The organism is Devosia riboflavina (genome assembly GCF_000743575.1).
In the GTDB taxonomy this organism is placed as follows: Bacteria; Pseudomonadota; Alphaproteobacteria; order Rhizobiales; family Devosiaceae; genus Devosia; species Devosia riboflavina.
The window spans coordinates 18,224-33,217 of the sequence record NZ_JQGC01000026.1; the positions used below are offsets into that span (position 1 = coordinate 18,224).

General features: G+C 60.1%; 10 protein-coding genes. 3 read left to right on the top strand and 7 right to left on the bottom strand.

The annotated features are described in order from the left end of the window. Positions 1–44 precede the first annotated feature (44 nt). Positions 45–1,361, top strand: coding sequence for a sugar transferase (locus tag JP75_RS20285; RefSeq protein WP_084587822.1), 1,317 nt, complete (start codon positions 45–47; stop codon positions 1,359–1,361). A 78-nt stretch (positions 1,362–1,439) separates the two neighbouring features. Further along, complete coding sequence (locus tag JP75_RS20290) at positions 1,440–2,039, top strand: autotransporter outer membrane beta-barrel domain-containing protein (protein WP_160194741.1); 600 nt, start codon at positions 1,440–1,442, stop codon at positions 2,037–2,039. Between the two features lie 668 nt (positions 2,040–2,707). Here the strand turns inward: JP75_RS20290 and JP75_RS20300 are convergent. The 3 genes from JP75_RS20300 to JP75_RS20310 form a co-directional block, all read right to left on the bottom strand. Then, positions 2,708–3,595 carry a tyrosine-type recombinase/integrase gene (locus JP75_RS20300; protein WP_035086431.1) on the bottom strand — a complete coding sequence of 296 codons (888 nt, stop codon included), beginning with the start codon at positions 3,593–3,595 and terminating at the stop codon, positions 2,708–2,710. Then, complete coding sequence (locus JP75_RS20305) at positions 3,579–5,645, bottom strand: AAA family ATPase (RefSeq protein ID WP_035086433.1); 2,067 nt, start codon at positions 5,643–5,645, stop codon at positions 3,579–3,581. The genes JP75_RS20300 and JP75_RS20305 overlap by 17 nt, the downstream gene beginning before the upstream one ends. A 76-nt stretch (positions 5,646–5,721) precedes the next feature. Beyond that, complete coding sequence (locus JP75_RS20310; protein WP_035086435.1) at positions 5,722–7,077, bottom strand: DUF4357 domain-containing protein; 1,356 nt, start codon at positions 7,075–7,077, stop codon at positions 5,722–5,724. 370 nt (positions 7,078–7,447) lie between these two features. Here JP75_RS20310 and JP75_RS20315 point away from each other — a divergent pair, with 370 nt between their 5' ends. After that, positions 7,448–7,885 (top strand): hypothetical protein, encoded by a 438-nt coding sequence (locus JP75_RS20315; RefSeq protein ID WP_035086437.1) that lies wholly within the window; start codon positions 7,448–7,450, stop codon positions 7,883–7,885. Between the two features lie 119 nt (positions 7,886–8,004). On the opposite strand, the gene JP75_RS20320 is transcribed toward JP75_RS20315, so the two are convergent. The 4 genes from JP75_RS20320 to JP75_RS20335 form a co-directional block, all read right to left on the bottom strand. After that, positions 8,005–8,694, bottom strand: a complete 690-nt coding sequence (locus JP75_RS20320) for a DUF2270 domain-containing protein (RefSeq protein WP_035086438.1) — start codon at positions 8,692–8,694, stop codon at positions 8,005–8,007. A gap of 31 nt (positions 8,695–8,725) precedes the next feature. Continuing rightward, positions 8,726–10,492: an SLC13 family permease gene (locus tag JP75_RS20325; protein ID WP_035086440.1), complete on the bottom strand. Its 1,767-nt coding sequence runs from the start codon at positions 10,490–10,492 to the stop codon at positions 8,726–8,728. Positions 10,493–10,593: 101 nt separating this feature from the next. Then, a complete protein-coding gene (gene treY, locus JP75_RS20330; RefSeq protein ID WP_051961007.1) occupies positions 10,594–12,993 on the bottom strand; it encodes a malto-oligosyltrehalose synthase in 2,400 nt (799 codons plus the stop codon). After that, positions 12,990–14,513, bottom strand: coding sequence for an alpha-amylase family glycosyl hydrolase (locus JP75_RS20335; RefSeq protein ID WP_201772967.1), 1,524 nt, complete (start codon positions 14,511–14,513; stop codon positions 12,990–12,992). Before JP75_RS20335 ends, treY begins: the two co-directional genes overlap by 4 nt. Between the last annotated feature and the right edge of the window lie 481 nt (positions 14,514–14,994).

Genomic DNA, 14,994 nt, shown 5'->3' on the forward strand with positions numbered 1-14,994 from the left:
TCTTAACTCCAGCCTCAAAAAACATGGTGGTTTGAACACTCCAAATGAAGCACGGTGCTAAGAAATCAAAGCCCACAACCTCGCAAGAATTTGCTGAAAGCTTGTCTCAGGTAGCGGAGCAAGGTGGAAATTCGCGCCGCTACAAATATTTCCGCGATATGCGAACATTTTTGGTCCCGGTCTTACTATCGGCGGCTATCCAAATCTCCACCTATAGTTTTTTTTTCTTCCGATCCAGTCGCAGTGATACGGGAAATTTTCTGACCGTTGCATTTGTAATGACATTTGCCATTGGCATTACGGCCACTATCCTTACAGCGTTTCGACACCGAGAGTCGCCCATAATTTCCGCTATCGTAATCAATACGATAGTTTTTAGTTTTGCAGTCTCCTTTTTGTCTGCTGCCCGTATTCAGGTCAGCTATCTGGGATTGGTGTTATCCTATCCTGTCGCAATGGCCATAATGGCTGCCGCCAATGCAAGATTTCACCGCCAGTTGGGGGGTAAGGTCGCAATACTCAACTTCGATCAAGCTGACATTGTGCAGGCCCTTTTCCCTGGCGCGGTACTAATAAGAGACCCGGATGCAACACTCGATGAAATCGACTATGTCCTGATCGATCCTGACGAACATCATTCTATGTATTGGTCGCCGCTACTAACGAAATGCTATCTGGGAAATGTAGAGATACTACCTTGGACAAGATTCAGTGAAATCCAGCATCGTAGAGTTGATGTAGGCTCCTTTGAGATCTCCAATGTTGCCTATACACCCGGGCAGTTCGCCTATGCTCGGCTAAAGCGTTTTGTGGACGTCGCAGCAGTGGTTGTGACTCTGCCCATAACTCTTCCACTCGGCGCCCTTGTTGCGTTGTACATATTTGCAGTTGACCGGGGACCGGTCCTGTTCGTGCAGCACCGCCGCGGCTTTGCCGGGCGGCCGTTCCGAATGTACAAGTTCAGGACGATGTACCGTGGCCAAGAGGGAGGAGCTACTAGCGACAAGGACAAGCGCATAATGCCTGGGTGCGCGTTTATTCGCCGCGTGCGGCTCGATGAGCTACCACAGCTGTATAATATCTTGGTCGGAGACATGAGCCTCATCGGACCACGACCGGAATCCATTGAGCTAGCCCAGTGGTACGAGAGAGAGATACCGGAATATGTCCATCGGCTACTGGTGCTGCCCGGGGTAACTGGATGGGCCCAAGTCAACAGCGGGTATACGAGCAATCCAGACGAAGCACGTATCAAGCTTGCTTACGATCTCTACTACATAAAAAACATATCTATTGATTTGGACATGATTACAATTTTCAAGACGGTTAGAACCGTTCTTCTTGGAACGGGAGCTCGTTGAACACCAACGCCACAATGAACTACATCACCCCACACATTGATTTCCACGTGCTCCACAAGCCGCATGCTGGATCCGTTGTTGAACGCCAGTAACACAGGCAACGAACCTTCGTTCGAACCTCTCGGTTACATGCCGGTTGCGCCGCAGACATCCGCGGAGCTCGCCATCGTTGAGCCACCTCCTGGGCCCCAGGTCTGGGCAACTGCTGTGGGTGGGGGAAGCCGTGAGACGAGCCCGGTCGATATTTCCGGTCTTTACGGCGCTCTCGTGACTGGCTCGCATGTCCAACTTGCCCCAGATACAACGTTGGGACTTCTGGCAGGGCTCGGACGGGGTCGTGTCGACATCAATGCCGGCAACCACACCGTCGATAGTACGAGCGGGATTGCCGGCCTCTATGGCCGGCACGACGCAGGCATAGTCAAATTCGACTTCTTCGTGCTTGCTGGGGTCAGTTCGCATCAAAGCGCACGTCAGCTCGTCGCATTGGGCGCGCTTGAAACCGCCCACGCCGATTACGCGAGCTGGTTTGTCGCGCCCGCCATCGGCGTAGCAGTGCCCATCCCTCAGCTCGATGCGGGGAACGTCGACCTTAAAGGTCAGATAAGCTATGTCGGAGGCCATGTTTCGGGATATTCCGAGACGGGCTCAAGCCTGAACCTTACTGTGGGGACCTAGGGTTTCGGGCTCGTCGATGCACGGCTGAGTCTTGATGGCACCTTCGGGATCGAAGGCAACGATATCATCCTCAATGCCAGCGGCGGTCTCTTCATTCAGACCAATCCCGGCAGCACCAGTGTTCCGGTGACCTTCCCCGGCCAGACCCAAAATGCGGCAATTTCGGGCAGCACCGAGATCGGCCTTTATGGTGGTCTTGGTCTCAAGGCCGAGATCAGCTCTTCGGTTGCCTTGACCGCCCAGTTCAATTTTTCCGGCGATGTCGCGGGCGCTGCGGGCTGGCCTCGTCGCGGACTTCTAAGCTCTACCCTCTCCCATGCACGACTGGTCCCGTGAGCAATCACGGGGCTTTTTGTTCGTCTTTGCAAGGAAAAGGCCGCCTTCGCCCGCGAGAGGTCAGGCGCGGCCACAGTCCTTTCCCGGCAGTGCGGAGTGGGACTTTGTGCAGAACCCGAAGGGTCTGCGCGCGGTATGATGGCGGTTGCTAACGTTCGATCGTCCCGGCGCGGGTTACCGATTGGGCCCGACGAAAGCCTGAAAATCGCAGGACGAGGCTCAACTCGCCGGTATGAGTTCATTGGCGCAGGTCCGAGATCTCGGGCACTTGGGCGACAGAGCCGAATGACGCACAAAGGTAGACGCGCCCTGGGCGTGAGCTACCATGCCCGTTACTTCCATACGTCGAGATCAACGTGCTCGATGTAGCGCGCTACGACGTTCACGGACTTCCACCCGCCGGCCCGCATGATCTGTGGCAAGCCAAACCCATTGATCGTCAGCTGCTGCGCCGCTCCGACCCTCAGGGAATGGCCAGACACCCTCTCGCTCATGAGGGCATCGATACCGGCGCGATCGCAGAGCTTCTTTAGGACACGGCCCACGATCAGTGGTTCGAGATAGAGTGCCCGCACCCGCTCGCCATAGACGGGGCGGAGTAGAGGTCCTCGCGAAATTCCCGCTTCCTTTAGCCAGCGGCGGAAGAGGTCGCTGGACGCTTTGGACAGTTTTGCAGTGCGTCCGGCGCCCTCAGGATCATTCTTGGCTCGACGGACCAGCACCGTGTAACGGCCGTCGGATGTTGGACTGAAGTCGTCGATGGAGAGGGCGACGAGCTCACCGCGCCGGCAAAGCGTGTCAAAACCCACGCTGACTAGGACCTTGTCCCTGAGGCCAATGAGATCATCGCCGCAGACGGCAAGCAATTGATCGCGCAGACTTGCAGTTACGCCATGGGCCTGTTTGGGGCGGGATGGTTGCGCCCGGCGCACGCGCCGCATGGCAAGTTGGACTTCCTCGCTTTGCGTCGGATCGCCGAGGTCGCAGAGATGGTGAATGCGACGCAAGGCGCAGAGCCGGCGTTTCACCGTGTTTGGCTTAAGGCGCATGCCTTCGGCATCGATATAGGAAACGATGGTGGTCGACGCCGCTGGCAGCGCTTTGAGGCGCTTCTTGCGGCACCATCTGAGGAATGCTCCGAAATCGCTGCGGTAGGACCGCAGCGTATGTTCGGAATAGGCGCCATCGAGGCGGCGCAGGGTCTTACGCCAGGGAACCATCGACATCCTCCTCCTCGAGGTCTTGATTTAGTGGCCTTTGCAGCAGGACATGGCTTGCCGCTTCGAGGTGGAACCTGTCGGCCTCGCCGCCTGCCCTCTCCGCCCTCGGTAGCTCTGGAGGCTCATCTTGAACCCGTCCCATGGGTGCGGAAACGCTGCGGGCGCTGTCGAGGGCGGCATCCGCCAAAGCTTCCAGCCACTGCTGGGCCGAGAACACCTTCTCACTGATCAGTCGTTCAGCAAGGGTGAGGACCAGATCGCGATCCTGCCGCACGATAGCGCGAGCGCGATCGAGCGCCTGCCATAGCTTCTTGCCGATATCGCGGCGCAGATCCGCATGCCCGGCAATGGTGCCAAGCACATGCCGCGAGGCGAGCCCCTCGTAAAGCCCCTGGGTCTCATAGGCCGAGAGGAGGAGCTGGGTGGCTTCGGCAAGATCGCTTTCGGCCCCCGAATTGGCCCCCTGCCCCACGACCATGTCGGCGGCGCGGCCGCCGAGTGCCAGGGTGACATAGTCCATCACCTGGTCCCAGGTCGGCATCAGGGTCGTCTTACGGGCGACGGTACGGCCTGAGGACGCACCCGAGGGAATGATCGATACCAATTCCACGACAAGGCCCAATCTATGGGCGACGAGGGCATGGCCGATCTCGTGAATGGCGACGGTCCGAATGTCGGCCGCGGTGCGGTCTTCCCGCGGCACCACCTGGGCAAGAATGTCGCCGAGGAGAAGCGAACGCTTTTCAGCGCGTGCCAGTCCCCGAGCCTCCTTGACCCAGCCCTCGATCCTGGCGGGCGTTGCCCCCTGCCCCAGCCTTCCGAGCCGGCTGAGATCGGTTTGGGCGAGATCATCGCCGAGGTAATGGCGCAGCACGGCAATGACCTCTTCTTCGCTCTCCGGCGGCAGCACGGAAATACGCTCCTGCAGACGCCCGGGCCGCACGAGCGCATCGTCGAGGCGATTGTAGTAATTGGTGGCGCCAAGAAGGAGGATGGGCCGGCCCGACTTTCGCATCGTGTCGATCTCGGTCAGGATCAGGGTCACGACCGGTGTCCACCAGTCGCGACCGCGATTGTCGATACTGGCCCGGTTCGGGATGGCATCCAGTTCATCGAGCAACCCAACCGCGGGAGCGCGCGACACGAGCGTTTCGAAGAATTTCCGCGCATTGCGCGATACCCCGCCCAATGCCCCATCGCCCGTGGCAAACCACGAGCCTACACTGGTCGGCACGAAGGCCCAGCCGCTCGATTGCGCAAGGCTCTCGGCGATCAGGGTCTTGCCGGTGCCGGGCGGACCTTCGAGCACGGCCGGGATCAGACGATCGGCGCCAAGATCGCCGGTGCTGACAGCCCTAAGATCGGCCAGAACCTGGTCGGCCCAGGCCCGAACATTGGCCGTCAGCGGCAGATCGCTGAGGACTGGGGCGGTATAGGTTTGCGATGGTGGGGCATTCCGATCGATCCGGATCGCGCGGCGGAGATTGCGCACGCATTGCTTTGCGCTCATGCCGGGGCGCAGCAGCGTTGCAATGAGGTCGATCTCGAGATCGGCCATTGAAGAGGTCACGCCGCGGGCAATGGACCCTGTCATCCTTCGGATCGCCCGGCGCAGCAAGGCCGTCGTGAGGGCCGGAATGACGATGGTGACATCGACGCCGGCCAGCACATCTTCATGGAGGAGATCGCCCGGATTCTGGGTGATATAGAGCACGCTCCGTCCCGTCTGTAGCCATTGCAGCTCCTCCTTGCCGACCCGCTGTGACCCCTTGCCGGATTTGTACCGCTCGGCGACACCGCGCACGGCCGGGGCATCGGCCATGGTCTTGATGGCCCGGCTCATCAGCGGGATCCATTCGGCATTGGGCACGACGAGCACGATGACCGAAGGATGCCGCTTGACGAGAGCCTGCATCTTCTTGGTGAAAGCCGCCTCGAGGACGGTCTTGGCAAGGACGACGCCGGCATCCTTGTCCGAACGGGGTTTGAAATTCTCCGGGACGTCGTCTTCCCGCTCACTGGTGTCGTTGGTGTCATCAAGACCAAACATGGCATGGCTCCGCTGGCGGATCGGCACGAAGCCCGATCCGCATGAATGAGAAAAAGCTGGAAAGAGTTGGTGGGCCTCAGGCCGCGAGGGAGCCCTGGTCCCCGGCATCGGGATCGAACGCGCCGTCGATCGGCTGCCAGCCGCCGCGCCCCTGGCCTTTGGAACCGAGCACGAAATGCATGGCCCCACTGCCCGAACGGAAGGCGATGTCGCGTGTCAGCACATAGTGCTCGCCGGTGTCGGAGAATTCGAGAACGCCCGAGGACAGCCAGGCCGCCCGCAGATAGCTCGCCGAGGCATTGGCGCTGGCGACCGTGTCGAGCCGGATGTCGGAGCCGGCCAGGAGCAGCCAGTCGTCCTCGTCCCGTTTGGCCGCAAGAGCGATGAGATTGTGTCCGAAGGAGAGTTCGAAGACCTCGCCCTCAGGCGGGTGGTCGAAGGGACGGATGGGGCCAAGCTGACCGCGCTCGGCCCGGGGCCCGGCCAGTGCCAGGCGCCGGCTCATATTGACAAAGAGATGCCCGTCCCGCGCCAGAGCCTCGCAGGCAAGACCCGCCATGACATTGAGCTGGTCATAGCGTTCGGGTGTGACCACTGCGCCACCCGGCGTGCCATTAACGAGCCGGACTTCCTTGGCGGCCGAGACGCGCATGTGGAGGAGCCGTTCGAGTGCGGCGGCATCGGCATCGTCGAGCCCGTCATTTTCGTCGGTAATGGTGATGATGGTGTCGACGTCTTCGATGGGTTGGGCCCCGCTTGCAACCCGTCGCCCCACGATCGACCCCACGCCCACATAGGCGCTGGTGTCGGAAAGGAGGATATAGACCCCTGCCCTTTGCAGGTCGTCAAGACTTGCAAAGGATCGGCGAGCCTCCCCGCTTCCCACATGGATGCGGGGGCGCAGGGGACTGACTGGCAAAAGCGCAAGACCTTCCGGCACCGGGTCGTCACCATGGTCTGATGAGAGCGCCACCACGGCGTGATGTTCGATTGTGCCCGGGGACTGGCCGTCATGCTGTTCCGGCCATGCGATGGCACCTTGCCCGGCATCGAGCGGGCCCTGGGGCTTGCGCGGCACGAGCGCGCCGCTCGGCGCTGCAGGATCGGGATCGTCGGGAGAGGGATGTCCGGCGCGCGTCAACAGCGCATTTTCGTCGAGAATGCCGGCCTGGAGTTCGGCCGAGATAATGCCGGCTTTGATGAGGCTCAGAATGGCCCCGACGGGATCGGCATGCCCATCGAGCGCGTCCATGACCTCGCCGATCGTTGCTGTGCCGCTGAGGTCGATTTCGCGCAGGATCAGAACCTGGTCGGTCGCTGAAATGAGCGGATGCCGGACGAGCCCGGCTTCGAGCGCGAGGGCGCTGATCTGGGATTGGATGAAAAGGGACTTGTTCGACGCGCTGGCGCCGTTAGAAGACGTATAGGTCATGTTGCCTCTGTGGATGCAGAAGTGATGTGGCTCAGGCTGACGGGGTGGTTTGCGAGACCCCTCGTCGGCCGCCCGTTGCGAGCAAGCAGCCTTTCCTGACATCGGGCGAGTTCCGCGCCGACGCTTTCAAAATCAGGATCCGTTTTCAAAAGGCAAGGGGCGCTGGGCCGACTTGCTTGTTCTTCATTAACGGTTTCCTGGTTCCTCGATAATTTGCATTGAATTGAACGGAATTTCGAGCGCTTGCGCCCGTCCCCCAGGGGCGGAGGTCGGTCCTTTTTTCGAGCCGTTTTGGGGGTCTGTCAGGCCCGGCGTTATTGGGGATGCGCGATAATGCCGGGAAGCCGGAATTAAGTATGAGCCAACCTTCATGGATGGCCTCATCATCGCTTCGGTGTTCAACCTCAGCCGCAATGGCGTGGCTGCGCCCGATCCCGTCACCTGGTGGAAGTCCGCGCCGGTCGAAAGGTCAATGTGCAGGGCGCCGAAATCGAAGGTGTCATTAACAGCAATACCTTTGCTGTCCGTGGCGCCAACCTATCTCGTCGCTGAAGTCGTCGCCAGTTCCGATGCGGCGCTGATCGGCAAGACGCCGGTGCAGATCTCCACCCTGTCCGCCTCGCTCGGCCTCGACTACGATGATGGCGAGGCTTGTTGGGCCGACCTCGTTCCATATGGCGGCGACCACATCGGAGATGAACGCCGAGTAGACGATGATCAGGATGGATCCGCGGTCCAGGATCTGTGTCACGAGCGAATGGCGGCCGATGAAATTGCCGACCAGCGCAGGAGCATTTGCCCACGATAAGCGACACCAAGATCCGTGGCTCTATATCAGCGATCGATGATTGGGCAGTATAGAGAAGTAGATGATGCCGGTTGCGCGTTTACCTTCGACTAGAACGGTCATTATTACACCGGGTGTATTCACACCCGGACTTCGTCGCCCCCGCGCTCGCGCGTTGAATAGGTCGCATAGAGCAAGCACGCATAAACTGCGGCAACGATTCCGACCATCAACCAACCCGGCACTGGACCGGTGGACGCCTGTTCGACGAGAACAGCGAGTGGCCGATCTGGGTCGAGGTGGACGCCCGCCTGCAAGTCAGGCGAAGCGATCTTCAATAGCCATGCCATAAGGAGGATCAGGAACATCCAGATATAGTTCCGCCGCAGCCGCCGACCCATCGCCCTCCAGAACGAGATGCGGAATTTGGGATGTCGCAAATCCTGGGCCAACATCAGGAGCCACGGCTCGGGCCCGCTTTGCGTTACCGGCCCGAACAACTGCCCGAAATAGTGCCGCTCGAACTGGCGCACCCGCATGCGATAGACATCGAAGAAACGATAGCGCCGGGCCTCGACACCGAGGAGCAGCATCACGATGACCATGGCGAAAAGCACGAGGCCATGGTGTGCCGTGGGCGTCGACAGGGTCACCGAGAGCATGGCGGCAACAACGGTGATGGCCCAGTTGGTCGTCAGATCGAGCCGGGATCGCCAGGCGTTCATCCGGCCCATCTCGGCGCGATAGTAGTGGATCATCGCATTTGTCGCCTCTGCCGATGTCGTTGGCAGGGAGGCTCCCGCAGAAGGCTTGTGTTCCGGTTCGCTCATGTCGATCTCCTTCCCACTTTCATTCCCGGGCCTAGAGCGCCCAGACGAGCAGCAGCATGGGTACGGAAACGAGGATCACCAGTAGGGATAGAGGCAGTCCGAGACGCCAGTAGTCGCCAAAGCGGTATCCACCAGGCCCCATCACCAGCGTGTTGCACTGATGGCCGATGGGGGTGAGGAAGTCGGACCCCGCGCCAATGGCGACCGCCATCAGAAAAGCCTCGGGCTGGTAGCCGAGATCGGCGGCGAAGGTTGCCGCAATGGGCGCCATGACCAGCACGGTGGCGGCATTGTTGAGAAAAGGCGTCACCGCCATTGCGACGACGAGAATGAGCGCCAGGGCGCCATAGGCTGGCAAGACCGATGCTGTCGAGGAGAGCCAATTGGCAATCAGGTCGGTTGCGCCCGTCGTTCTCAGCGAGTCGCTGACGGGAATGAGGGCAGCCAACATGATCAGGATGGGGGCGTCGATATGCGAATAGACATCGCGGATCGGCACAGTGCGCGTCACAACCATCAGTACCGCAGCGGTGAAAAAGGCGATCGGCACCGAAACGAGCCCCAGTGCCGTGCTGCCCATCGCCAGGACGAGAATGACAACGGGGATGATGCCGTTTCTAAAACTGCCGATCGTCAGGTTGCGCTCTACCAGCGGCAAGCAGTTCCAATCACGCAACCTTTCAGGAAGCGTGTCGAGATCACCCTGCAGCACAAGCACATCGCCAACCTGGAAGCGGATTTCGCCGAGACGATCCGTGAGACGCTTTTCCCGCCGGCTGACCGCCAATAGATTGAGGCCGGCAGCATCGAACAGGGCCAGTTCTTTCGCATTGCGGCCGACGAGTGAAGAACTGTCGCCGACCACCGCTTCGACGACGCCAACCTCCCGGGAGGACACTGCCTGGTCCCGCCTTTCAGAAAAGGCGAGCTTTCCCTGGGAGACGATCCTGTCGAGTGCATCGGGCTCGCCTTCGACGATAAGCAGTTCCCCGGCCTGAACCAGCGAGTCCGGCAGAGGCAGACGGCGCTTGCCAGTCGGCGCGATAATGCCCGTGATCATCGCTTGTCCCCCGCCGAGGCGCTGCACGGCTCCCACCGTCTCTCCGACACTTGGAGAGTCAGCCGGCACACGAACTTCGGTCGTGTAGTTCTTGATCGCAATCGCCTGGTCGAGCGAGCTTTTTGCCTGCGTGCGCTCCGGAAGCAGGCGGTAGCAAAGGCCTAAGAAGATCACGCCGACCAAAGCCAGCGTCGCGCCGACCGGCGTGAAATCGAACATGGTGAAGGGGGCACCGGTCAGCTCCTCGCGAACCCGCGAGACGATGACGTTTGGCGAAGTGCCGATCTGGGTCATCAAGCCGCCCAGCAGCGCCCCAAAAGACATGGGCATCAGGAACAGTGAGGGGGAAACGCCCGATTTTCGCGCCATCTGGAACGCGATGGGGATCATGATGGCCAGGGCGCCGATATTCTTGATGAAGGCTGAGAGCAGCGTCACGGTCAAAACCAGAACAACGAGCTGCGCCCGCGGCGTCCGAAGATTGGGCGCAAACCGCCGCACGGCAACTTCCATCACGCCGGACCGCGCCACTGCAGCGCTGACGACGAGAGCACTGCCAACGATGACGACAATATCGTCAGAAAGACCTGAGAATGCGTCCTCGGGTGCCACAATGCCCACCGCGACCGCCGCCAGGAGCGCGCCAACAGCGACCAGATCGTAACGCCACCTCCCCCAGACAAATGCGACCATCATGAAAAAGATTGTGCCGAAGGCGAAAATCTGAGGGATAGTCATCGAATGGGCTCCATCGGATTGGAGCAACGGCTGACAAGACGATTAGTCTATGAGGCGGAGCAATTTTTCCGCGTCACCCGCGGCAAGGGTTTCGCCCGACTTCAGGCGATGAATACGCCAACGGGACCGTCACCCTCTCCGGCAACGCATTTACCAAAACCCGACGTGTCGCCGAGGCCCGCAGAATGCCACCGCGACAGATCGGCAAATAGTGTGAGCGTCACCCCAGCATGCTGGCGCCGAAATCCGAGGCGATCCTGACCACGGTCGATCGGCTCGTAGCTACCCTTGGAAAACAGCACTGGGTGGCTCTGGCGCAGCTTTAAGAGTTTCTGGGTCATCACCAGCTTGTCGTCCCGACCCGCTTCGGGTTTGGCTAGTCGTCTACCGAGAGCTGCAAAGTCGAGAGGCCGGCGATTGTCCGGATCGACGAAGCTCTGCTCCCAGTCCTCGGCCCCGCGATAAATGTCGGGCACACCGGGGAGCGTGAATTTCAATGCGACATGGATCAGCGTCTTGCGCCGACCGATTGCTTCATAGCGCGCGCGCACCGAATGAAAGCTCTTAAGGAAGCCCTCGTCGGCAAGCATGCCGTCGATCATTTTCTCGACCTTCTTCTCATAGCCAAGATCATTGACACCCCAATCGCTGCGTTGCCGCGCCTCGCGCAGGGATTTGGTCATCGCGCCCTTGAGCCGATCGGCAAAATCCTGGGTGATCCCAGCAATCGGCCAACCGCCGAGGAGGAGTTGAAACAGCAGATAGAGATCGTTGGGATGAATATCTTCCGCCTTGCTGCCCAGAAGAGAACGCCAGGTGATCACCGCTTGCGCCCAGTGACCGGGATCATCGGCGAGGGCCGAAATCAGCAGCCGAATGTCCTCGCCTCTTTTGGTGTCGTGCGTTGACGTTCCAATCAGGCAAAGCGGATGCCGCTCCAATCGCCGGATATTTCTGTCGTGAAAGCTTGTGATCGATTGATTGAACCTGTCGGGATGGGCGCCGACCTCATTGAGCGAGACCAGGCGATTGTAGCGGTAAAGAGATGTGTCCTCGACGCCCTTGGCCATCACTGGACCCGTATATTGCTGAAAGCGACCGACGACCTCCGCGGCGTGATGCGCGTCGTAGCTGCTGTTCAGAGTGCCGTAGAGAAGTGCCGCGATAAAGTCGAAGGTCGCTGGCTGAATTTGCGGCTGCACGCGGGCGGCTCGCGCCAGAGCAAGGGAGAGCTCACGGCGATCCATCGACCCGGGAACGCCATTGTGGGCATAGACGCGATAAACATCGAGCTGCGCAATCAGCTCGCGCCAGACACGCTTCAGGGCGTGCTCGGTGAGATCAGCCGACGCGGCAAAGGACCAGGCCAGGCGAGCCGTGCGGCTTGCCAGAGTGCCCAACTCCGCGGCAAGCTCATTGTCCATCACCCGCAACTTGCAGCGATAGGCCTCGTCATGCGGGGCCGGCACCGCCCCGACGAACCCCTTGTACGCTTCGGTCAGGGCCTGCTCCCCTTCGGCTCGGGTCAGCACTCGGGTCAGATCGGCGCCCACTTCATAGCCAGTCGTACCCTCGACCGGCCAGTCGCGGCGAAGATATTCGTGCGGCGCGAGGATCTTTTCGACGGCGAGATAGATAGGCCGCGGCGATTTGCGCCGGAGCATTTTCAAGTAGCCCAGCGGATCGAGAAGACCATCGATATGGTCGATCCGCAGACCGTCCACCAAACCCTCTGCAATGAGGGAAAAGATCAGCGCGTGTGCATGATCGAACACCTCAGGGCGATCGATCTGGATGCCAGCCAATTCGCTGTTGATGAAGAAGCGCCGATAGTTGATCTCGTGAGCGGCCGTTGCGAAATGGGCGAGACGCCAATGCTGGCGCGATATGAGTTCTCGCAGCGCTTCGGGATCAGCGTGCGCGGCCACGACGTCATCGACATCGCCATAACGGCTGATGAGAGCAACGCTATCGTCAGTCCGGATGGGCAGTTTCTCCTTATCATAGGCCCAGACTGCAAACCCCTCGGCATCCGCCTTGAGGCAAATGTCGCCGTCGGCCAAAACCTCGGCAAAGGACTTGCCGAGAAAAGGCACGAGCACTTTGCCGTCCATGTCCGGACGCGACGGATGCCAATCGATGTCGAACCACTCAGCATAGGGGCTGTCCGGACCATGCCTGAGGACATCGAGCCAGAGAGCATTGCTGGCCCCGCCGATACCCATGTGGTTGGGCACGAAGTCGAGAATGATCCCCATGCCCCGCGCCTCTAGCGCAGCGGCGAGTGCCCGGAAATCATCGAGAGTACCGATCTCGGGGTTGATCCGTGTATGGTCAACCGTGTCATACCCGTGCGTACTGCCGGGCTGCGCCATGAGAATGGGCGAAAGATAGACGTGGCTGACACCCAGTTCGTCGAGATAGGGCACCAGCACCCTGGCATCGGCGAGGCTGAAATCCTTATTGAGCTGCAGACGATAGGTAGCGCGAGGCTGCTTCACTTGCGCGCCTCGCTGCGCAGCATCAGGGTGCAGTCGCTGGGCAAAATCCAGAAATGTTCGGGGTCAACCGGTCGGCGCCCTGCGCCATCATAATCGGGATGCTCGCTGCTCCAGGCCAGCGACCAGACGTTCCCATCTGGCGGCGCCAACAGCGGTTCCGCGGTGACCGCCATGGGCAGGTCGCGACCGAGGTTGAAGAGGATGAGCCGGTGTCCCGCTGGCTCCGGCGTCATATAGCGCAGCAGCAGGGCGCCATCTCCGAGCACTGCCCCGTCAATCCATCGCTCAGTCTCCTGCGAAAAAACAGGGTCTGTCCGGCGCAGCGTCAGCAGGTCACGATGGAGCGCAAGTAACCCCTGATGCCGTTCCGCCTCGGCCCAATCGAGCTTGCTCTGCGCAAAGGTTGCCGGATCCGCCGGATCGGCCAGGCGCTCCAGCATGGCGGGATCGGCAACACCTGGGAAATTCTTCAACGACGTCCTGCGTCCTGCCGCGACCGCCTTGCCATGCTCGCCCTCAATGCCAAAGAAATAATAGAACGGCCGGGTCGAGCCGAATTCCTGACCCTGGAAAAGGCAAGGCGTCTGAGGTGCCAACAGCAGTATGCCTGTGATGGCCCGCAGACACGCGGGACTGAGCAGCGAACTCAACCGAAGACCACGCGGCGAATTGGCGACCTGATCGTGGTTTTCAAGGAAATGGACGAAATGCCGGGGCGGCGTCTCGAGATTATAGGTCCCGTAGGTCTTGTCACGGGCATCCGAGCGCTGGCCCTGGTAAAGAAAACCATATTTCAGCGCCGAGACCAGTTCCTGCGGTGTGCCGCGATAATCGCGATAGTAGAAATCGTCGTGCCCGATGGTGGCGACCCGCAGCGTGTGCTGAAAATCATCGCTATACATCGCATCGACGCCGAAGCCGCCGATATCAGGGCTTTCGATCATCCGCCGTTCCTGCGGCTGGTTCTCGACCACGACATAAGCCGAGCGCGGCTTGGCGGCCTCTCTCACCGCTTCCGTCAATTCGGCGAGGATATGTCGCTCACTGCTGTCGAACATGGCCTGCACCGCATCGATCCGCAGCCCATCGAGGTGAAAATCCCGGATCCAGTAGACGGCATTGTCGATGATGAAATCCCGAACAGCTCGCGCACCTTCCCCATCGAAGTTAAAACTGGCGCCCCATTCGTTCTCGTAGCGGCTGGTCAAGTAGTGGTCGGAATATGCCCGGTAATGGTCCCCAAGCCCCACGTGATTGTAGACGACGTCGAGAATGACCCCCACGCCGACACTGTGCGCCGCATCGATGAAAGCGCGCATCTCGTTGATCGTTCCGTAAGGAGCAAAGGGCGCAAAAGGCAGCGTTGTGTCGTAGCCCCAGCCGAAAGCGCCGCTGAAGGTACCCACCGGCATGAGCTGAATAACTGTGATGCCAAGGCTCTTTAGATGCTCGAGTTTAGTCGCTGCCGCGAGCCAAGTACCCTCATTCGTGAACGTACCGACATGAAGCTCATAGATCACCTGGTCTCCATTCGACACGCCGCCCCAAAGGCTGTCAGTCCAGGCAAAATTGCTCGAAACGACCACCGATGGCCCGTCATTGCCGCCAGGCTGAAAGCGAGACGCCAAGTCCGGTACGGGATTTCCCCCATCCAATCGGAACGTATAGCGGGCCCCGTTGCCAACACCATCTACAAGGCCACCAAAATAGCCATCCCCTAAGTCGTCCAGTTTGAGCAGGCCCTTCCCCTCGATCTCGACTTCCGCGCGAGCCCGGCCCAGGGCCCAAACGAGAAAATGGGTCCCCTGCTCATTGGGAATTGCCCCGAAATTTCTACGAAGTGACATGGAAAGGCTCGGGCGGGCGGACAGAAGAGAAAACGGCTATGACCGCCTGGGGTTCCTGTGCTGCTAGCCAATCACGTTTCCTCGCCTACTGATATCGGCAGGATGAAGCTCTAGCGTCCGCAAACACCACGTGATTTTCTGTGTCGGGGCAGAA

What these genes read in the sequence shown, in the direction of transcription:
- JP75_RS20320 (WP_035086438.1), bottom strand. Translation starts at nt 8,694, where the DNA reads ATGAGCGAACCGGAACACAAGCCTTCTGCGGGAGCCTCCCTGCCAACG.
- JP75_RS20325 (WP_035086440.1), bottom strand. Translation starts at nt 10,492, where the DNA reads ATGACTATCCCTCAGATTTTCGCCTTCGGCACAATCTTTTTCATGATG.
- JP75_RS20300 (WP_035086431.1), bottom strand. Translation starts at nt 3,595, where the DNA reads ATGGTTCCCTGGCGTAAGACCCTGCGCCGCCTCGATGGCGCCTATTCC.
- JP75_RS20305 (WP_035086433.1), bottom strand. Translation starts at nt 5,645, where the DNA reads ATGTTTGGTCTTGATGACACCAACGACACCAGTGAGCGGGAAGACGAC.
- JP75_RS20310 (WP_035086435.1), bottom strand. Translation starts at nt 7,077, where the DNA reads ATGACCTATACGTCTTCTAACGGCGCCAGCGCGTCGAACAAGTCCCTT.
- JP75_RS20285 (WP_084587822.1), top strand. Translation starts at nt 45, where the DNA reads ATGAAGCACGGTGCTAAGAAATCAAAGCCCACAACCTCGCAAGAATTT.
- JP75_RS20315 (WP_035086437.1), top strand. Translation starts at nt 7,448, where the DNA reads ATGGATGGCCTCATCATCGCTTCGGTGTTCAACCTCAGCCGCAATGGC.